Genomic DNA, 19,135 nt, shown 5'->3' on the forward strand with positions numbered 1-19,135 from the left:
CCCCACCCAATGCTGACGGCGGGCGCACCTTCACCGAGCCTGGACACCCCCGCAATGACCCTGTTCTACCTCAAGCTAATTGTCACGCCCCTGCTGATGTGGGCCATTTCCCTTGCCTCGCGGCGCTGGGGCGGCCTGCTGGGTGGGCTGCTGTCCGGCCTGCCGATCACCTCCGCGCTGGTGATGACCTTCCTGTGCCTGGAACAGGGCACGGCTTTCGCCTTGGGCGCATTGCCCGGCGCGCTGGGCGGCCTGGCGGCGGTGCAAGCCACCTATATGTTTTACCTGTTGGCCACACGCAGGCTCGGCATCGCCCAGGCCGTGCCGCTGGCGTTGCTGTTTTACGGGCTGGCTGCCTATGCGTTTACGCACTGGGGCAACCTGTACCTGTCGATTGCCGTGGCGCTAGTGCTGATTGGCGTACTGATACGCGCCAGCGGTCAAGAGCCCAAACCCGATACCCTGGCCCGCCCCAGGTACCGGTACTGGGAGATCCCGCTCAGAATGGTATCTGCCACGTCACTGCTGATGATCACCACCCGCCTGGCCAGCTGGCTGGGCCCGGCAACCAGCGGGATGCTGGCGCCGATTCCAGTGATTGCCTGGCCGCTGGTGGTGTTCGCCCATGTGCAGAATGGCCGGGCCGGCATGGCGGCCATGGTACGGGGCAATGCGATTGGGGCGGTGGGGGTGATTGCGTTTTACCTGGTGTTGGCAGCGTTGCTCGACACGTGGGGGGTTACCGTAGCCATCAGCCTGGCCATGCTCTGCGCCGTGGCGCTGACCGTCGGGCTGGCCACCGTATTGCGACGGCGCTGACAAGCCTGCGTGGGGTGGCTCAGCACTGCTCAGTCAAACGCCCCGTTCAACACTTCGTAGATAATCCCGGTTGCCGCAGCGACAAGTATCAGGTCCGCACCCGCCTGCATCCACTCATAGCCATCGTAGTGATGGCAACTGCCCCAGCAGGCGGCCGTCCAGCTTCTTGGCGATGCCGGGCGGTAGTGGCTTGCCACGCGCCAGGTTCTTCTGAATGCCGGGCGGCAATGCAGGCACCGGGCTCCAGTAACTGCGGTGGCCGCCAAGAATGCCCAGCACATCGCCGCGGTCGATGGACGGGCCACCATGCCAGTCGTTACCGCCCTTACCCTGCTTATGGCCACCTGCATTACCCTGGCCTTGAGCATGCTGTGCCTTGCCGTGCCCCTGCCCTTTGCCGTTACCTGGGTCGGCAAAGGTCTGGCCAGCGGCGAATGCCACTGCCAACGAAGTCAGCAGGGCTGTCGGGTGTGATGTTCTGGCCATGGGGACATCCTTACCGGGCCTCGTCACGCATGGCTACAGGGTTGCCCTGTGCGTCCGCCCACTGATCAAAACACCGACCAGCCAATCCGCGAACTCAGCAACTCCAGCGCCGCCATCCCGGCGAGGGAGTTGCCTGCCGCATTCAACTCCGGCGACCACACGCACACCGTGAATTGCCCCGGCACGATCGCGACAATCCCGCCCCCCACACCACTCTTGCCAGGCAACCCCACCCGATAGGCGAAGTTCCCTGCTTCGTCATACAGCCCGCTGGTGGCCATGATCGAGTTCACCTGTTGCGTCTGGCGTCGGGTCAGAATCTGCTCACCGCTGTGCTTGCAAAACCCATCGTTGGCCAGGAAACAGAACGCCCGGGCCAGATCCAGGCAGTTCATTTGCAGCGCGCAGTAGCTGAAATAACTGCGCAGCACAGCCTCTACCTCGTTATGGAAGTTGCCAAAGGACTGCATCAGGTAAGCCATGGCCGCGTTGCGCGCGCGAAATTGATATTCCGAATCCGCAACACGGGCATCGATCGAGATGTGGGGGTTGCCCGAGAGCCGTCGGACGAAATCGCGCATCGACAACGTGGGTGCTGCAAAGCGCGACTGGTTGATATCACAGATCACCAACGCACCCGCATTGATAAAGGGGTTGCGCGGGCGACCGCGCTCGAACTCCAGCTGCACCAGCGAGTTGAACGGCTGCCCCGAGGGCTCATGGCCAAGCCGCTCCCAAATGGCTTCACCGGAGTGCCCAATCGCCTGAACCAGGCTGAACACCTTGGAAATACTCTGCACCGAAAATGGCACCAGGGCGTCGCCCGCGCAGTGATAGCTGCCGTCATTGCCATAGACTGCGATACCCAACTGGTTCGCCGGCACATCGGCCAGCGCGGGAATGTAATCCGCCACTTTGCCCTTGCCGATCAAGGGACGTACTTCTTCAAGAATCTCGTTCAACAGCGTTTGCATGGAAGGCCCTGTATCAGTCCCCAGACGACGGCTAAGGGGTAGCCTTCTTGACGAAGGTCGAGCGGAAAAAATCACACACGCGGCAAGAAATGCCGCTCTACCCGGTAGCCCATGGCTCGATGCCATAACCTAGCCACGCTCGCCGAGGGATATCTGCAACTGCGCACCCTGGCACAGGTGAACCGCGACCTGCGCCTTGAAATGGATCGCGGGCAGCGTAAAGCCCTGCTCGTGCGCCATGGGGGTGAGGAATTCGTCGCGATTTTGCAGGTCAAGGACAGCGAAGAACTGCAGCGGATTGCTGAGCGCATTCGGGAACAGGTGGGTGCCGGGCTGTGTGGCGGTATGCTCGCCCTGTTTGTACCGGGCAACGACCAAGGCGAGCGCCAGCCACCGCTGTACTCACTTATTGGGCGTACTTCCTGGCCCCCGCCACACAGATCACAGCCCCCAGCGTCACCACCAGCATCAACCAGCTGACCTGCTCGTGCAGCAGCAACGCCGCCAGCCCAAGCCCCATGAACGGCTGAAACAGTTGCAGCTGCCCGACTGCCGCAATGCCACCCTGGACCAGCCCCCGGTACCAGAATACAAAGCCAATCAGCATGCTGAACAGCGAAACGTAGCCAAAGCTGAACCACGCCGGCGCACTTACCTTGGCAAAGGCATCAGGTGCCGGAAAATTAACGACCGTCAGCAGCAGCATGAACGGCAACGCCACCAGCAATGCCCAGCTGATCACCTGCCACCCGCCCAATGTGCGCGACAGCCGCGCCCCTTCTGCATACCCCAGGCCACACACAACCACCGCTGCCGTCATCAGCAGGTCACCCACCAACGACCCTTCGCCGCCATTCATCAACGCATAGCCCGCGACCAGCCCGGCCCCCATGAACGAGAACAGCCAGAACAACAGCCGAGGCCGCTCACCGCCCCGCAAAACGGCAAACCCGGCGGTGCACAGCGGCAGCAGCCCGACAAAAACAATGGAATGGGCAGAGGTGACATGCTGGAGCGCCAGTGCCGTCAGCAACGGAAACCCGATGACAACGCCCAGCGCTGTTACCGCCAATGACGCCAAGTCACCCCGCTTCGGCCGAGGCTGGCGCAGCACGATCAAAAACAGCGCACCCAACAAGGCGGCAATGGTAGCCCTGGCACAGGTCAGAAACGTCGGTTCAAAGTCCGCCACGGCCACGCGGGTTGCCGGCAACGAGCCCGCAAAAATGGCGACGCCTATGAAGCCGTTGACCCACCCGCTTGTTGTTCTTTCCATCATTCATTCCCCGATAAGCCAGGCGTCAGTACATCACTGACGGGCTCACCCAGGCCATGTACAATCCAATACAGTTCAACCGAACTGTTATGCACATTAATCCAGCACAGTTGAGGGTGCGATGAAACGCAGCGGCACGCGAATTCGAACGGTCATGGCCGAGATCCAGTCCAGGATCGCCTCTCGCACCTACACACCCGGCGCAAGAATCCCATCCGTCCGCGCCATGGCCCAGGCCATGCAGGTGTCGGTTTCTACCGTGCTTGAGGCCTATGAACGGTTAATGGCCGAGGGTGTACTCAGCTCTCGCCCCGGCTCCGGCTTTTACGTCGCAGGGCCAGTGGCGCCATTGGCACTGACCGAACTTGGCCCCAAACTGGATCGTGTCGTCGACCCGCTGTGGATCTCGCGCCAATCGCTTGAAACCTCCCTCGATGCGTTGAAACCCGGTTGCGGGTGGCTACCGCCTTCCTGGATGTACGAAGCGGGTGTGCGTAAAGCGCTGCGAATGGTTGCCCGTTCTGACGCGTCAAAACTGACGGAGTACGCTTCACCGCTTGGCTATCCACCGCTCCGGCAGTTCTTGTCGCGACGGCTGGCAGGCATCGGGGTCGAAGCCCCGCCTGAGCAGATCATGCTCACCGAGTCCGGCACCCACGCCATCGACCTGATTTGCCGTTTTCTGCTGGAACCAGGCGACACGGTGATGGTAGACGACCCCTGCTATTTCAACTTTCACGCACTGCTGAAAGCACACCGGGTGAACGTTGTGGGCGTGCCTTACACGCCGACCGGCCCGGACATCGATGCATTCGGCGCTGCCCTGCTCGCGCATGCGCCCCGGTTGTACATTACAAATTCCGGCATCCACAACCCGACCGGGGCCACCCTGTCGCCGGTCACCGCACACAGGCTGCTGAAGCTGGCCGACACCTCCAACCTGGTGATTGTCGAGGACGACATTTTCAGCGACTTCGAACATACGCCCGCGCCGCGCCTGTCTGCGTTCGACGGCCTCTCACGGGTCATCCAGATCGGCAGCTTTTCCAAAACCATCTCCGCTTCAATCCGCTGCGGCTACATCGCTGCGCGCGGTGAATGGATCGAGGGCCTGGTCGACCTCAAGATTGCGACCACCTTCGGCGGTGGGCGCCTGGCGGCGGACATCATCCACCACGCGATTACCGACAGCGGGTACCGAAAGCACATGGAGAGTGTGCGCCTTCGGTTGGCCGAGCAAATGGACAAAACGGTAGCCAGGCTTCAGGCGATTGGTATCAAACCCTGGATCATTCCCCAGGCTGGCCTGTACGCCTGGTGCCAGCTGCCGCTAGGCAAGGATGCCGCAACGCTGGCCAGGGCTTGTTTGAATGAAGGCGTGGTGCTGGCGCCCGGGAATGCCTTTAGCCAGTCCATGACTGCGGGAGATTTTCTGCGGTTCAACGTTGCGCAGTCAGGGGACGTCAGAGTCTATGACGTGTTGAAACGGGCACTGGGTGCCTAGTGGCCCGATCAATCCACCTCGCTACCTCGGTCAGCCGCTACCGAAGGCTTGCCTTGGTTGATTCGAGCGCCAAACATCGCGTGAACATTGGCGATCAAGTCCTCCATTGCGAATGGCTTGATCAACACGGCCGATGCGTTGCGCAATACCTCATCGTCAAACACTGAAGGGCTGGTGTAACCGGTCATGAAAATGACCGGTAACCCTTCACGCGTTTGTCGCCCGGATTTCGCCATCTCCCGGCCGTCGAGCCCTCCCGGCAGGCCGATATCAGTCACCAGCAAGTCGATGCGAGTGTCCGAAGCGAGCAGTTGCAGCCCGGCTTGGCTATCAGCGGCCTCGATAACCGTGCACCCCAAACCACTGAGCACTTCACTGACAAACAAACGCACAGAGGGCTCGTCATCCACAATCAGCACATTGCGGTCAGACCATTGGGTTGAAAAATCGGGGTGGATCTCTGCCGGGCCGGTGTTTTCAGGCTGCCCTTGATCGATTGGCAGGAAAAGCTGCACCCGGGTTCCTGCCCCTTCTTCGGAAGCAATCCTGACTTGCCCGCCCGACTGCTTGGCAAAGCCATATACCATCGACAACCCCAGCCCTGTGCCTTCGCCCATCGCTTTGGTAGTGAAGAACGGCTCGCACGCTTTCGACAGTGTTTCGGCCGACATTCCCATGCCATTGTCCGCCACACTGATGACCAGGTACGAACCCGGCTGCAGCTCGGCATCCAGGCCCGGGCCTGCCTCAAGGGCCTCGTTTGCCGTGGTGATGGTGATCTTGCCTGCACGCTTGCCAATGGCATCCCGTGCATTGATGCAGAGGTTCAGCAGCGAGTTCTCGACCTGGACCGGGTCTACCAGGCAGGTGGAAAGCTGCGCTTTCAAATCGACTTTCAGAAGAATCATTGGCCCGACGGTGCGCTGCACAAGGTCCTCCAGGCCGCCTATCAAGCCATTGACCTCCGTACGGGTGGCCTGCAAAGGCTGCCGGCGTGAAAATGCCAGCAACCGATGGGTCAGGGCCGCCGCCTTGTACGCTGCCCGGTGCGCGACCCCAATGTAACGCTCGACGTCCGCCAACCGCCCTTGCTTGCCGCGCAGCCTGGCCAGGTCCAGGCTGCCGGTGATGCCCGCCAGCAAATTATTGAAGTCGTGTGCGATACCGCCCGTGAGCTGGCCTATCGCTTCCATTTTTTGCGATTGGCGCAGCGCCTCCTGCGCGGCCTCACGCTGGGCCACGGCTTCGCTGATGCGCTCTTCCAGCGTGTGGTTGAGGTTCAAAAGCGCGGCCTCGGCCTGTTTTCTTGCAGTAACGTCTATGGAAGAACCGATGAGCCCTATGACGTTTCCCGCCTCATCGAGCAAGGGGGCCTTGACGGAGAGCCATGTCGTTGCAGAACCGTCCGGCATGTCGACCCGCTCTTCGACCTGCACAGCCTTGCCGCCACGCATGATCTGCTGGTCGGTCTGCATCACCTGACGCGCCTGGGCCTTGTCTTCGAGGAATTCGAGGTCCGTCTTACCCAGGTAGAATTCTGGCGGTTTGCCGATCAGTTGCGTTGCCCCATGGTTGGCAATGAGCATCCTGCCTTCCAGGTCTTTTGCATACACAACCCCAGGCACTGCGGCAGTAAAGGTACGCAACAACGCCGATACGCGATCTCGCTCAGCCTCAGCTGCCCTTCGCGACTCGATGTCCATGAGCACGCCCGGTAAGCGTATGGCCTGCCCCTCGGCATCCAGCTCCGCATGCCCGTTGGCTTCGATCCAGTGATACAGCCCGGCTTCGTTACGAACGCGATATTCACAACGGAACGTACCGCCTCGAGACATCGCGTCATGGATATCCCGGGAAACGCGCTCACGATCATCCGGGTAGATTGAGGTAAAGGCTTCAGCGATTGGAATGCCCGCTTCACACTTTTGAGCGGGAATGCCGAAAGACCGGGAGAAGCGTTCGTCTGCCGTTACCCGGTCGTTCGGAATATCCCAGACCCACATACCCACGACCGCAGCGGCGTCCAGCACCAGACGCAGTTGTTCGGACGAATGCTCCGCAACAACCTCGTTCGAAGACCGCACACCTGCCGCTGGCAGTGAGCCCAGCGGGTCGATCCCATCTTTATCCATGACTCACCTCTGTCGCTTGCTCCACATCATAGTCTCACGGGCGACAGAAACCGAATTGAACAGCCTGCCCGGTCACACGGCCTAACGCGGTGCAGCCCATTTGCGAGGAGCCCGATCATGATCGACCCCAAACATCCCGACCCGTACGTTGACGAGGTGCCACACAACCCTGGCGAACCGATACCCAAGCCTGAACCGGAGCAGGAGGCGCCTGATTGGCCAGACGGCCAGGTACCGCCGCAAGAGCAGTCCGACGGCTGAGCCTTGGGGCACACGCAAAAGGCCCGCGCCAGGGACGCGGGCCGTTCAGCGAAATGCCACGCCGGTGAACAGTGAACTGACCGCTTTCATCCCCAACTTCCTTTTGCGGTGAAGGTGAACATGCGACCAGGCCGGCACGGGCTGGGTTCATTCGGAGCGATTGCGCTGAACTTTGCCGTGCCTGCACGGCCTTCCCTTGAAACGGGAGGACACGTGATGACCCCATCGAGAGCGCTGCATGCCACGATCATTTGCCTGCAGGCCGGCAAGGTCTTGCTTGTACGCAAAGAGGCACTGGAATGGTCGCTGCCCGGCGGCAAGATCGACCCTGGGGAAACCCAGCATGAAGCCGCACGCCGTGAGCTGCAGGAAGAAACCTGCTTACCGCTTAGCGATGCCCAGTTTCTGGGCCATCACGTGCTTCAAGCGGAGGAGCACTGGGTGTATCGGATGGCTGTACCGCCGTCCCGGGTTCCCCAGCCATCACACGAGATAGTGGAGTGTCGCTGGTTCCTGATTCAGGAGGTGTCGCAACTCCAGATAAAACCGAGCAACGTCGAGCTGCTGCGGCGTGAAGGGTTCATCGCTGTCAAAGGGTGATTCGTCGGTCGAAATCCCGCCGGGCCGGACCCGGCAGGTATACCGCGACAGCGCCTGCGTCAGACAAGCGCCTCACGGCTGTGCTGACCGTCTACCAACCGCTGCAGACCGAGCGGGTTAGCGTTTTTCAGGGCATCGGGCAGCAGCACGTCCGGGTAATCCTGGTAGCACACCGGGCGCAGGAACCGGTCGATGGCCAGGGTACCGACCGAGGTACCGCGGGCATCGGAAGTGGCTGGGTACGGCCCGCCATGTACCATCGCATCGCATACTTCGACACCGGTCGGGTAGCCGTTGACCAACAGGCGCCCCGCCTTGCGCTGCAGAACCGGCACCAGCGCAGCAAAGCGCTGGAAGTCTTCCGGCTCGGCGATGAGGGTGGCGGTCAGTTGCCCGTGCAGGGCTTGCAGAGCGCGGCGCAGTTCGGCTTCGTCGGCCACTTCGACCACCACCGTGGCAGGCCCGAAAACCTCCTCCTGAAGTAACTCGTCGCCGTTGAGCAACAGGCTTACATCGGCCTGGAACAGCTGTGCCTGGGCCTGCTCGCCGGCTTGTTCGGCACCGGCCAGGTGGCGCAGGCCCGGGTGCTGGTGCAGGCGCTGCACGCCGCTGGCATAACTGCGCAAGGTACCGGCATTGAGCATGGTCTGCGCGGGCTGGTCAGCCAGTTGCGCGCCCAGTACCGCAACGAAGGCGCTGAACGCCTCGCCAGCGATGCCGATGACCAGCCCGGGGTTGGTGCAGAACTGCCCGCAACCCAGCACCACCGAGGCGGCCAATTCCTTGGCCACCTGCTCGCCACGGGCCTGCAACGCTGCGGGCAACACCAGCACTGGGTTGATGCTGCTCATTTCAGCGAACACCGGGATCGGTTGCGGGCGCGCCGCCGCCAGGTCGCACAGGGCACGGCCGCCCTTGAGCGAACCGGTAAAGCCCACGGCCTGGATCGCCGGGTGGCGTACCAGCGCTTCGCCGACACCGGCACCGTAGATCATGTTGAACACACCCGCAGGCATACCGGTTGCTACCGCTGCACGCTCGATGGCCTCGGCCACCCGCTCGGCAGTGGCCATATGGCCGCTGTGCGCCTTGACCACGACCGGGCAGCCGGCAGCCAGCGCTGCTGCGGTGTCGCCGCCGGCGGTGGAGAAAGCCAGTGGGAAGTTGCTGGCGCCGAACACGGCCACCGGCCCCACACCGGTGCGATACTGGCGCAGGTCGGGGCGTGGCAGCGGTTGGCGCTGTGGCTGCGCGCGATCAATGCGCGCCCCCAGGTAGTCGCCACGGCGCAGCACCTTGGCGAACAGGCGCATCTGGTTGCTGGTACGGCCACGCTCGCCCTGAATGCGCCCAGCCGGCAACGCGGTCTCGCGGCACACGGTGGCGACGAAGGTATCGTCCAGCGCATCCAGCTGGTCGGCAATGGCATCAAGAAACTGCGCGCGGCGCTCTGGCGCCAAGGCGTTGTACTCGGCAAATGCCGCTTCGGCCGCCAGTGCTGCGGCAGCCACCTCTTCAGGGGTGGCCTGGGCAAAGGCCAAAGGTAATGCTTCGCCGGTGCGCGCATCGAGGCTGTGCAGGCGTACGCTGCCGGCAGCACTGCGCTGGCCGCCAATGAAGTTGCTTCCAGACATGGTTGACTCCTGTAACAAAGAAAGAAGGCGCTAAGGCACTTCATGCAGGCCCTTGTAGGAGCGGCTTCAGCCGCGAACACCGGCGCAGCCGGTGCCATGCACCGCGCTGGGTTCTTCGCGGCTAAAGCCGCTCCTACAGGCTTTTCACCAGGCCTGGGCGAACCTGCCCGGACGCGGCTGCAATGCCGTTGCGCAGCGGTTGGCCAAAGGCGTCAAGGCTGACCTCGAAGGTATCGCCCGGGCGGGCCTGGATGCCGTCGGCAAACGACAGCGTGGCGGTACCCAAATAATGCACATGGATATCGCCAGCTCGCAGAAACTGGCCGTACTTGAAGTGATGGAACTCAAGGTTCTCGAAGCTGTGGCACATGTTCTGCTCGCCCGAAAGAAACGGCTTGCTCCACAGCTCCTGGCCATCTCGCAGGATGCGGCTGGTGCCTTCCAGGTGGGCCGGTAAAGCACCCAGGCGCAGCTCTGGGCCGAAGCTGCAGGCACGCAGCTTGGAGTGCGCCAGGTACAGGTAATTGCGCCGCTCCATAACATGGTCGGAGAACTCGTTGCCCAAGGCGTAGCCCAAGCGGTAAGGCGTGCCGTCGGCACCGATCAGGTAAAGCCCGACCAACTCTGGCTCCTCGCCCGCATCTTCGGCAAAGGCCGGCAGCGGCAGGTCGGCGCCGGGGCGCACGACGATGCCGCCGTCGCCTTTGTAGAACCACTCCGGCTGCGCCCCCTCTTCACCCGCTGGCGGTCGCCCGCCCTCTAGCCCCCACTGGAACATGCGCATGCTGTCGGTCACGGCACCTTCGGCTTGCTGCTGGTGCATCTTGTCGCGGGTGGCGGCGCTGCCCAGATGGGTAAGCCCGGTACCGGTAACCAGGCAGTGAGCCGGGTCTGGATGGTCCAGCGGTGGCAACACACGGCCTTCGGCCAACAGGGCCAAGTAGTCGTGGCGCTCGCCCAGGCCGGCGGCCTGCACTTCGCTGGCCAGGTCACGACCTGCGGCAATGGCCTGCAACGCCAGTTCACGGGTGCTGTTGGCGCCAGATACTTCAAGGGCGTACTCGCCTTCCACCACGCCCACACGGCGCTGGCCGCCAGCGGTTTCGAATTGAATCAGTCGCATGCTTGTGCTCGCTTATCGGTTGCAAGAATTAGCGGGAGGCCTCGGCCGCCCGCGTGGAAGCCAAGCGCTGGCGGCGCTCCAGGCGGTTGTAGACCACGCCCGTGAGCAACACCCCGCACAGCATCACCAGCGCCAGGAAATACAGGCCCGACGACAGCTGCCCGGTGTATTCCTTGAGCGCGCCGATGCCGAACGGGCCAAGGTAGCCGCCAAGGTTGCCGATCGAGTTGATCAAGGCGATGCCCGCCGCCGCGCTAGCACCGGAGAAGAACCGCCCCGGCAGCGTCCAGAAGATGGCCGTGCAGGAGAACAGCGCGAACGCCACCAGGCACAGCGCGGCCAACTGCAGCACAGGCATGGTCAGCCAGGCGCTGAAGAACAGGCCGATGGCACCCAGTGCGTACAGCAGACCAAGGTGGCCATAGCGATCGTTGAGGCGGTCGGAGCTGCGTGGCACGATCAGCAGGCCGATGATGCCGAACAGGTAGGGCACCGCCGAGACAAAACCGGTGACCAGGTCACTGCCGCCAAACTGGTGGATCAGCGTGGGCAGCCACAGGCCCAGGCCATAAATGCTCAGGGTCATCGGCAAGTAGAACAGCGCCAGCAACAGCACCCGGCCATCTTTCAGGGCATGCAGCGGGTTGCCATGACGGGTCTGGCCGAACTCGCGCAGGTCGTTGGCCAACTGCTCCTGCAGCCAGTTGCGTTGCTCGTCGCTGAGCCAGCGCACCTTGGCAGGCCCGTCCGGTAGCAGGCGCAGCGTGGGCCAGGCCAACAACACCGCCGGCGTGCCGATGCAGATGAACAGCCACTGCCAGCCATGTAGGCCGTAGATGCCCTCAAGCCCCAACAGCGCGCCGGACAACGGCCCGGTGATCAGCATGGCCAGTGGCTGCGAGAGGATGAAGAAGCCCAGGATCTTGCCGCGATGGCGCACCGGGTACCACTGGGTGATGTAGTACAGCACGCCAGGGAAGAAGCCTGCCTCGGCGGCCCCGAGCAAGAAGCGCATCACGTAGAAGCCGTTAGGCCCGGTGACAAACGCCATACCAACGGTGATCGCGCCCCAGGTCACCAGGATACGGGCGAACCACCGACGTGCGCCAAAGCGATCGAGCAACAGGTTGCTCGGCACCTCGAACAGAAAATAACCGATGAAGAACAGCCCGGCGCCAAGGCCATAGGCAGCGTCACCCAGGCCGATATCGGCGCCCATGTGCAGCTTGGCAAAGCCCACCGCCGAGCGATCGACATAGGCCACCAGGTAAAGCAGAACCAGAAAAGGGATGAGTTTCAGTGTGATCAGGCGGACGAGCCGCTGCTCCTGAATCATGGCGATGTCTCCAATTGTTCTTGTAATGGGCACAGCACCTGGCCGGGGCTTTTTGGCAGACCGCTAACCTGGCGAATCGATCATATAGTATTACTATTTAAAACAACAACCCTTCACAGATGCCTTTTTAGTCGGTAGAGTCAGCCACATAACGACAAATAGTAATACTAATTAGGTGTCCCGCCATGTCTGATAAAAAACACCCCCTGCGCTCTGCCCAATGGTTTGGTACCGCCGACAAGAACGGCTTCATGTACCGCAGCTGGATGAAGAACCAGGGCATCCCGGACCACGAATTCCAGGGCAAGCCGATCATCGGCATCTGCAACACCTGGTCGGAGCTGACCCCGTGCAACGCCCACTTCCGCAAGATTGCCGAGCATGTGAAAAAGGGCGTGCTGGAGGCTGGCGGCTTCCCGGTGGAGTTCCCGGTGTTCTCCAGCGGCGAGTCCAACCTGCGCCCCACTGCCATGCTCACCCGCAACCTGGCGAGCATGGATGTGGAAGAAGCGATTCGTGGCAACCCGGTAGACGCCGTGGTGCTGCTGACCGGCTGCGACAAGACCACCCCGGCGCTGCTGATGGGCGCTGCCAGCTGCGACGTGCCAGCGATCGTGGTTACCGGTGGGCCGATGCTCAACGGCAAGCACAAGGGCAAGGACATTGGCGCCGGCACCATCGTCTGGCAGATGCACGAGGCCTATAAAGCCGGCCAGATCGACCTCAACGAGTTCCTCTCGGCCGAGGCCGGCATGTCGCGCTCCGCGGGCACCTGCAACACCATGGGCACCGCGTCGACCATGGCCTGCATGGCCGAGGCGCTGGGCACCTCGCTGCCGCACAACGCCGCCATCCCGGCGGTGGATGCACGGCGCTATGTACTCGCCCACCTGTCGGGCATGCGCATTGTCGACATGGTCCGCGAAGACCTGCGCCTGTCGAAGATCCTCACCCGCGAAGCTTTTGAGAACGCCATCCGCGTCAACGCCGCCATTGGTGGTTCGACCAACGCCGTGATCCACCTGAAGGCGATTGCCGGACGCATTGGCGTAGACCTGCAACTGGAAGACTGGACCCGCGTCGGCCGTGGCACCCCTACCTTGGTCGACCTGCAGCCCTCGGGCCGCTTCCTGATGGAAGAGTTCTACTACGCGGGCGGCCTGCCGGCGGTCATCCGCCGCCTGGGCGAACATGGCCTGCTGCCCAACCCAACCGCGCTGACCGCCAACGGCAAGAGCCTGTGGGACAACTGCCAGGCTGCCCCGCTGTATGACGAAGAAGTCATCCGCCCGATCGACAAACCGCTGGTGGCCGATGGCGGCATCTGTATCCTGCGCGGCAACCTGGCGCCCAAGGGCGCGGTACTCAAGCCATCGGCGGCAACACCGGCACTGATGCAGCACCGTGGCCGCGCCGTGGTGTTTGAAAACTTCGAGGACTACAAGGCACGCATCAACGACCCTGAGCTGGAGGTGGACGCCAACTCGGTGCTGGTGATGAAGTACTGCGGGCCCAAGGGCTACCCGGGCATGGCCGAGGTCGGCAACATGGGCTTGCCCGCCAAGCTGCTGGCCCAGGGCGTGACCGACATGGTGCGTATTTCCGACGCCCGCATGAGCGGCACCGCCTACGGCACCGTGGTGCTGCACGTGGCGCCCGAGGCGGCGGCAGGCGGGCCATTGGCAGTGGTACGCGAAGGTGACTGGATCGAGCTGGATTGCAAGGAAGGCCGGCTGCACCTGGACATTTGCGCCGAGGAACTGGCCGGCCGCCTGGCCGACCTGCAAGCCCCGCCGCAGTTGATCAGCGGCGGTTATGCGAAGCTGTACCTGGACCACGTGATGCAGGCGGATGAAGGGTGCGACTTTGACTTCCTGGTTGGCTGCCGCGGCGCGGCAGTGCCCAAGCATTCGCACTGAGGCTGAGGGTGGTGGGGGCGTCAAAGGGTTTGGCTGTGGATGCTTTGCGCCTGTGAGATCGAGCGCCGCGCGGGCGGCGCTCGATCTCACAGGCGCTGCACATGCCACGTCGAACCACCTGCCGCCCGAACATCTCAAAACAGCGCCCCCCCGAACACAAGGCCGCCCCTCACCCACTAATGCTATGATGCCCACCCCGCCCGAAGGACCACCCGCGCCCCCCATGAACTACCGCCAGCCCACCACGCGCAAAAGCATGCATGCCACCCTGGTCCAGGACCTCGGCCTGCAAATCGTATCCGGCCAACTCGCACCTGGGCAAAAGCTGCCCTCCGAGGCCAGCCTGTGCGAAAGCTACGCGATCAGCCGGCCAGTGTTTCGCGAAGCGATGCGCGCCCTTACCGCCAAGGGCCTGGTCGAAGCCCGCCCGCGGGTCGGCACCCTGGTGCGGCCCCGCCAAGACTGGCACATGCTCGATCCCGACGTGCTGCACTGGCTGATGCAGGCCACCCCGCAAAAAGACTTCTTCAACACCTTGTCCAGCGTACGTTGGGTCATTGAACCCGCCGCCGCCGCACTGGCCGCCACCAACGCCACCGCCGAGGATGTCGAGTCGATCGGCGAGGCCTACCAGCGCATGGAAGCTGCCCGCACCCATGAAGAGCGCCTGCAACCCGACCTGGACTTCCATGCCCGCATCGCCGACGCCACCCACAACGACCTGCTGGCCTACCTGTGCAACATGCTGTCAATGGCCCTGCGCGAATCGGTGCGCTATTCCAACCAGCGGCCAAACTTTGACCAGCTCGCCCTGCCCCGGCACAAAGCGATCCTTACGGCAATCCAGAACGGCGACGCGCTCGGGGCGCGGCATGCATCGCTGGTACAGCTTGAAGATGCACGCGTGGCGTTGAGCAAGGTGTTGGGGCAAGACCCGACTAGCTGAGCATGCGAGCGGAAATCCAACCTGGAGATCACGGCTCTCGCTCGTCAAGGCGACTTAACCGGACGCTTACTTTTGTGGGGCCTCTTGCAAAGCCTAGAACACAGATGGCGGCCATAGTTACCCCCCACTTCCTCGCAACAATGTACGCGGCGCCACCCCAAAAGCCTTCCGAAACGCATGGCTATAATGCGAAAAATCCGTAAATCCAAACTCCAGCGCGGCCTGCGACACACTCCTAACCTGCCCACACTCAATCGCCGCGCGGCTAGCATTCAGCCGCTCCTTCCAAATCTCGGCAACCGGCGACTTCTGATGCCGAGCAAACGCCCGGGTCACCGTCCGCGTCGACACGTGGTGCGCCACAGCAATCGTCTCGATGGACAGCTCCGGCTCAGTCAAATGCTGCTGAATGTAGCTCATCATCCGTCCATACAAATCCAGCTCTTGATGGGTGGTTTTTAGGTCCTGCAGCTCCAGGCTGAGCACCAGCAAATCAATAATGGTGTTGGAATAGCGCTGAGAGATCCCTTCCCCCTCCAGCAGAGCCACTGAACTGGCCGCCTGGCCAATCATCTGCCGCAGGGGATAACGCCGGGCCGTGCTTCGTCCAGCACCAGCGCGGTAATTTCGCCGATGCGGGGCAGGCGCTGGGCGAGCAGTGGGCGAGGGATGCGGATCAGGTGGTTTTCGGTACCACCGAGGCTGAAGCGGAACGGTTGGGTTGCGTCATAAAGAAACAAATTACCTGCCGTGAGGCTGGCTTTGCGGGTGTGCTGTTCGATTTCGCCGTGGCCGTCGAGGGTCAAACCGAGCCAGATGTCTTCGGCGGGGTCGCTGCGCAAATGGTGCTCGGAGCGCACCCAATGGTGCAGCGGTGACGACAGGGTGGTGAGATCCAGGGGGCCAATTTCGTTGAACTGCAGCACCCCTTCAAAATCGCTCTGCGACGAGGGTTTGCTATCTGCCGAAAGGCAATGGCGGCAGACCACTTCTCGCCAGTACTCGAAGCGACGAGCGGGTGAAACTGCGAGGGTGGAATACTGGTTGGTCTCAGCCATGATGGCGCTCACCTTGATGCAACTACGGGAGATAATGGGGCACTGTAACCGCCGGTGGTACACGCAATAAACACGCCAGTGGCCGACGTCGGCGCGAAGGTGCCTATGCCGTGATTGCTTCTGCGCGAACCTCTTAACAGCATCAACTCCCCTCTCCATTTCAGGGCACAAATCCGGTTTGGCGTTGTGCGCCGCACCATTGCGGTTCGTGGGCAAGCGGATGTTTTCGCCCTGTCTTTTCCAACCAAACGGTTGGCCTTCCTAACAAAGCGGGGCTGGCAAGTCCTGCCTAACTTTGGCCTTACGGCAATTCAGCAACCCATGCCGATGAGGTGAGCCCATGCAGTTCAAACAACAACAGCAAGTGGTCGACGAGTTCAAGTGGCTGCATATGCGCGACCTGGCACCCGAAGAGAACCTCCTGAGCAGCCAGCCCGTCAAGCCGGGCGATCGTGTCGCCGGCCTGATGCTGCGTGCGGCTGAAGGGGGCGGTAGTTCAGGCATCGACCGCGCGGGCATTATCGAAGCGAGTGACGATCCGCGATACAAGCCAGGCGATGCTCAATGGCTGGGGAGTGGATGAAAGCCATTGGGACAGGCTTGCACAAAAGGCGAGACCCAACGGCGACTGGCTTATCTCTCCATACAGCTCCTCACAGAGCGGCGCCGTCCAGCGCCCATTACCTGGCCGACTAGACGACCTCCCGGCGTCGGCGCGAGGCATAAGCCATCTGACTGAGCACTGCCGCGCGCCCATCGGGATCCTCGGGCAGGGCCACCTGGTCGTCCAGTTCGGACACCCAGGCCTGTGGTAGCCCGCCCATCACTCCTTCCTGCACCACCACGACTGCGCATACAGCACGCCGTCGATCTCTTCTATCCCGTTGATGTTGATACCAAGCTGGGCCATGCCGTTGACCTTGGCATCGTGCAGTCGAGGGATGATGTCTGGCCCTGGAGAAAAGTCATTTCATCCCACGAAAAAATGGGAGCAATAGAGACGAGAGCAGATCACACTTATAAATACTTCGAGATAACCCGCCAATCGGTTGCGGACTCCAAGGCCCGACTGTCTAAGCTTCTGGTAGTGTCGATGACGATGAAAGGCATGAGTTTTCTCCAGGCAACAAAATACCGCCGGGTGGCGGTTGGTTTGTGAGCGCTCCATGAACCCCACATTTCAAGCGCTTATCTGATGTTCGATGCGAACGCAGAGTCCGTGCGACGCTCACTATGCCTGCAAGGAACCGCTGCCTCGAAAAATCTGGCAGCTAGCAGCCAAGAGCGGCCCTTTCACACCTGGAATCATTTTGCGAGGTTCGGTCCATGAAAAGCGCACGAAAACTGTTTGCAATGGCGTTGGCAGTATCGTTGGTGGCTCCAGGTTACCTGCTGGCCGCCACCGATACCATTCGCCAGCTCAGCGACCACATCCTGCTCTGAAGGCCATGAACCGAGGCAAGAACCAAGCCGGGGCTGGTGGCCAGCCCCGGCTTTTTTCGGCCCGGTGAAAACCCTGCCAAGAGCAAAACACCGGGCCAATTTCAAATTAGCACGGCACTCGACTACCCTCGACCTGCGACATCCTGCCGCACCCTTGATAGCGATGACGCCGGCACAGTCGATGCGCCAGGCCTGAGTCAAACTGTCGCACCTGACAGCTACCGACACTTACATAGACTCCGGCTTCGAATAAAAAACCTGAGAGGTCGGTCATGAAAAAAACATTTGCAATGCTTGCCTGCCTGGCACTCGCCAGCGTGGCCCAGGCGGCCCAGGAGCCAGAGGCGGTGTTCAACCGCGCCTGCCAGATGTGCCACAACGGCCAACTGCCCATGGCCCCGAAAAAGGGCGACCAGGAAGCCTGGAAGCCTCGCCTGGCCAAGGGCAACGACGTACTGGTCAAGCATGTCACCGAAGGCTTCAACGCCATGCCACCGCGAGGCCTGTGCATGGACTGCACCGCCGAGGATTACCAGGCAGTGATCGACTACATGTCCAAGTGATGCGGCCACCCGTGCCGTGCCCGGCACCGCACGGGTGACACCCCTAACGGCGCTCCGCCCGGCGCCAGGCCCTTAGCCACAGGCACAGCAGCATCCCCAACAACAACGCCACGATCATCGTGTCCAGGACCAGGCCGTAGCCCCGAGCTCGCAGCAACGCGCCGAACAGCGGCGGCCCCAGCGCGAAGCCCGCAAAGAACCCCACCGACAGCAGGCTCGCCGAAGCCGCCGGCGCGCCGAATGCGCGATCGCGCAGGACCATGCTCATGGCCACCGCGTTGGTCGCCACCGCCGTCAACCCCATGCCGATGCTGCCGACCCAGAGCCAGATCCAGGCTTGCGGCGTGGCCCGGCTCAGGCTGAACACCGCCAGCGCCGCCAACGCGCACAGCGCACCCAGCATCAGGCTCTCGTCGCGCAGCCGCGCCGCCAGGGGTGTCAGCAACACCCGCGCGACGATGCCCATCACGCCGAACACCGCCACCAACGAACCCGCCAGCACCGCCGGCACCCCCTGGGCACGGGCGAACACGCCCAGGTAGGTCACGAACGATGACAGGGCGATGGCCACGCTGCACTGCACGGCCATCAACAGCGCCAGCCCGGCCGAGGGCCGGCACAGGGTGGTCGAGGCGCCGCGAGCACGGCCCGGTAAGCCCGGTAGATGACGCCAGACCGTCCAGCCCAGCAGCAACGCCAATGGCGCGAACAGCACCAGCGCCACCCGCCAGCCCAGGTACTGGGCCAACAGCGGCAAGAGTAGCCCCGCGAACAGCGCCGACACTTGCACGCCGGCCTGTTTGAAACCCACGGTCGCGGCCCGCTCGGCCACGGGAAACTGTTCAGCGATCAGCAGGTTGGTGGCCGGGTTGGCCAAGGCCTGGGCCACGCCACACACGGCCAGCGCCAGCACCAGCCCGAGAAACCCCGGCAATACGCCAGCCAAGGTGTAGGCCGCGGCGCAACAGCCGAATAACAGCCCCAGCGCCCGACGCCCGCCCAGCCGTTCGACGATGGCCCCGGCGCCCAACGACAGTAACGCAGCCAGGCCAAAAGCGCTC

Annotated in this window: 14 protein-coding genes and 4 pseudogenes; 9 read left to right on the forward strand and 9 right to left on the reverse strand. The window is 62.5% G+C overall.

Features of this window, described 5'->3' with window-relative positions; translation table 11 throughout:
- Nucleotides 1–54: 54 nt before the first annotated feature.
- A complete protein-coding gene (locus APH36_RS01885; RefSeq protein WP_060497256.1) occupies nucleotides 55–819 on the forward strand; it encodes a hypothetical protein in 765 nt (254 codons plus the stop codon).
- 29 nt (nucleotides 820–848) lie between these two features.
- Here the strand turns inward: APH36_RS01885 and APH36_RS01890 are convergent.
- Together APH36_RS01890 and glsB are read right to left on the reverse strand one after the other, a co-directional pair.
- Nucleotides 849–1,305, reverse strand: a pseudogene (locus APH36_RS01890) (anti-virulence regulator CigR family protein).
- A gap of 65 nt (nucleotides 1,306–1,370) precedes the next feature.
- Nucleotides 1,371–2,279, reverse strand: coding sequence for a glutaminase B (glsB, locus tag APH36_RS01895; protein WP_016711224.1), 909 nt, complete (start codon nucleotides 2,277–2,279; stop codon nucleotides 1,371–1,373).
- 114 nt (nucleotides 2,280–2,393) lie between these two features.
- Here glsB and APH36_RS32490 point away from each other — a divergent pair.
- Nucleotides 2,394–2,609, forward strand: a pseudogene (locus APH36_RS32490) (diguanylate cyclase domain-containing protein); the annotation flags it as partial.
- Nucleotides 2,610–2,685: 76 nt separating this feature from the next.
- Here the strand turns inward: APH36_RS32490 and APH36_RS01905 are convergent.
- Complete coding sequence (locus tag APH36_RS01905; protein WP_060497258.1) at nucleotides 2,686–3,555, reverse strand: DMT family transporter; 870 nt, start codon at nucleotides 3,553–3,555, stop codon at nucleotides 2,686–2,688.
- Nucleotides 3,556–3,676: 121 nt separating this feature from the next.
- Here APH36_RS01905 and APH36_RS01910 point away from each other — a divergent pair, with 121 nt between their 5' ends.
- On the forward strand, nucleotides 3,677–5,059 hold the full coding sequence (locus tag APH36_RS01910; protein WP_060497259.1) for a PLP-dependent aminotransferase family protein: 1,383 nt from the start codon (nucleotides 3,677–3,679) through the stop codon (nucleotides 5,057–5,059).
- A gap of 8 nt (nucleotides 5,060–5,067) precedes the next feature.
- Here APH36_RS01910 and APH36_RS01915 read toward each other — a convergent pair whose 3' ends face one another.
- Entirely contained in the window at nucleotides 5,068–7,191 is a 2,124-nt protein-coding gene (locus APH36_RS01915) for a PAS domain-containing sensor histidine kinase (RefSeq protein ID WP_060497260.1), read from the reverse strand.
- Between the two features lie 117 nt (nucleotides 7,192–7,308).
- On the opposite strand from APH36_RS01915, the gene APH36_RS31520 reads away from it, so the two are divergent.
- Nucleotides 7,309–7,452, forward strand: a complete 144-nt coding sequence (locus APH36_RS31520) for a hypothetical protein (RefSeq protein ID WP_156342044.1) — start codon at nucleotides 7,309–7,311, stop codon at nucleotides 7,450–7,452.
- A gap of 216 nt (nucleotides 7,453–7,668) precedes the next feature.
- Nucleotides 7,669–8,052, forward strand: coding sequence for an NUDIX domain-containing protein (locus APH36_RS01920; protein WP_060497261.1), 384 nt, complete (start codon nucleotides 7,669–7,671; stop codon nucleotides 8,050–8,052).
- Between the two features lie 59 nt (nucleotides 8,053–8,111).
- Here APH36_RS01920 and APH36_RS01925 read toward each other — a convergent pair whose 3' ends face one another.
- From APH36_RS01925 to APH36_RS01935, 3 genes are all read right to left on the reverse strand, one after another.
- Nucleotides 8,112–9,686 carry an aldehyde dehydrogenase (NADP(+)) gene (locus APH36_RS01925; protein ID WP_060497262.1) on the reverse strand — a complete coding sequence of 525 codons (1,575 nt, stop codon included), beginning with the start codon at nucleotides 9,684–9,686 and terminating at the stop codon, nucleotides 8,112–8,114.
- Nucleotides 9,687–9,819: 133 nt separating this feature from the next.
- Entirely contained in the window at nucleotides 9,820–10,809 is a 990-nt protein-coding gene (araD1, locus tag APH36_RS01930) for an AraD1 family protein (protein ID WP_060497263.1), read from the reverse strand.
- Between the two features lie 28 nt (nucleotides 10,810–10,837).
- Entirely contained in the window at nucleotides 10,838–12,145 is a 1,308-nt protein-coding gene (locus tag APH36_RS01935; RefSeq protein WP_060497264.1) for an MFS transporter, read from the reverse strand.
- Nucleotides 12,146–12,330: 185 nt separating this feature from the next.
- On the opposite strand from APH36_RS01935, the gene APH36_RS01940 reads away from it, so the two are divergent.
- The gene (locus APH36_RS01940; RefSeq protein WP_060497265.1) at nucleotides 12,331–14,064 is read left to right on the forward strand and encodes an IlvD/Edd family dehydratase; all 1,734 of its coding nucleotides are present in this window, start codon (nucleotides 12,331–12,333) and stop codon (nucleotides 14,062–14,064) included.
- Between the two features lie 223 nt (nucleotides 14,065–14,287).
- Nucleotides 14,288–15,010, forward strand: a complete 723-nt coding sequence (locus tag APH36_RS01945) for a FadR/GntR family transcriptional regulator (protein ID WP_060497266.1) — start codon at nucleotides 14,288–14,290, stop codon at nucleotides 15,008–15,010.
- 117 nt (nucleotides 15,011–15,127) lie between these two features.
- Here the strand turns inward: APH36_RS01945 and APH36_RS01950 are convergent.
- Nucleotides 15,128–16,068 (reverse strand): annotated as a pseudogene (locus APH36_RS01950) (helix-turn-helix domain-containing protein).
- Nucleotides 16,069–16,567: 499 nt separating this feature from the next.
- Between APH36_RS01950 and APH36_RS32990 the strand changes: the two are divergent.
- Nucleotides 16,568–16,739 (forward strand): annotated as a pseudogene (locus APH36_RS32990) (oxidoreductase); the annotation flags it as partial.
- Between the two features lie 1,044 nt (nucleotides 16,740–17,783).
- Entirely contained in the window at nucleotides 17,784–18,074 is a 291-nt protein-coding gene (locus APH36_RS01960) for a cytochrome c5 family protein (protein ID WP_060497268.1), read from the forward strand.
- Between the two features lie 43 nt (nucleotides 18,075–18,117).
- On the opposite strand, the gene APH36_RS01965 is transcribed toward APH36_RS01960, so the two are convergent.
- Nucleotides 18,118–19,135: MFS transporter (locus tag APH36_RS01965; RefSeq protein ID WP_060497269.1), on the reverse strand; the 1,018-nt coding region annotated here is incomplete at its 5' end.

The organism is Pseudomonas sp. NBRC 111133, assembly GCF_001320605.1.
GTDB lineage: Bacteria > Pseudomonadota > Gammaproteobacteria > Pseudomonadales > Pseudomonadaceae > Aquipseudomonas > Aquipseudomonas monteilii.

What these genes read in the sequence shown, in the direction of transcription:
- APH36_RS31520 (WP_156342044.1), top strand. Translation starts at nt 7,309, where the DNA reads ATGATCGACCCCAAACATCCCGACCCGTACGTTGACGAGGTGCCACAC.
- APH36_RS01885 (WP_060497256.1), top strand. Translation starts at nt 55, where the DNA reads ATGACCCTGTTCTACCTCAAGCTAATTGTCACGCCCCTGCTGATGTGG.
- APH36_RS01925 (WP_060497262.1), bottom strand. Translation starts at nt 9,686, where the DNA reads ATGTCTGGAAGCAACTTCATTGGCGGCCAGCGCAGTGCTGCCGGCAGC.
- APH36_RS01910 (WP_060497259.1), top strand. Translation starts at nt 3,677, where the DNA reads ATGAAACGCAGCGGCACGCGAATTCGAACGGTCATGGCCGAGATCCAG.
- APH36_RS01960 (WP_060497268.1), top strand. Translation starts at nt 17,784, where the DNA reads ATGAAAAAAACATTTGCAATGCTTGCCTGCCTGGCACTCGCCAGCGTG.
- APH36_RS01915 (WP_060497260.1), bottom strand. Translation starts at nt 7,191, where the DNA reads ATGGATAAAGATGGGATCGACCCGCTGGGCTCACTGCCAGCGGCAGGT.
- APH36_RS01945 (WP_060497266.1), top strand. Translation starts at nt 14,288, where the DNA reads ATGAACTACCGCCAGCCCACCACGCGCAAAAGCATGCATGCCACCCTG.
- APH36_RS01905 (WP_060497258.1), bottom strand. Translation starts at nt 3,555, where the DNA reads ATGGAAAGAACAACAAGCGGGTGGGTCAACGGCTTCATAGGCGTCGCC.
- araD1 (WP_060497263.1), bottom strand. Translation starts at nt 10,809, where the DNA reads ATGCGACTGATTCAATTCGAAACCGCTGGCGGCCAGCGCCGTGTGGGC.
- APH36_RS01935 (WP_060497264.1), bottom strand. Translation starts at nt 12,145, where the DNA reads ATGATTCAGGAGCAGCGGCTCGTCCGCCTGATCACACTGAAACTCATC.
- APH36_RS01940 (WP_060497265.1), top strand. Translation starts at nt 12,331, where the DNA reads ATGTCTGATAAAAAACACCCCCTGCGCTCTGCCCAATGGTTTGGTACC.
- APH36_RS01920 (WP_060497261.1), top strand. Translation starts at nt 7,669, where the DNA reads ATGACCCCATCGAGAGCGCTGCATGCCACGATCATTTGCCTGCAGGCC.
- glsB (WP_016711224.1), bottom strand. Translation starts at nt 2,279, where the DNA reads ATGCAAACGCTGTTGAACGAGATTCTTGAAGAAGTACGTCCCTTGATC.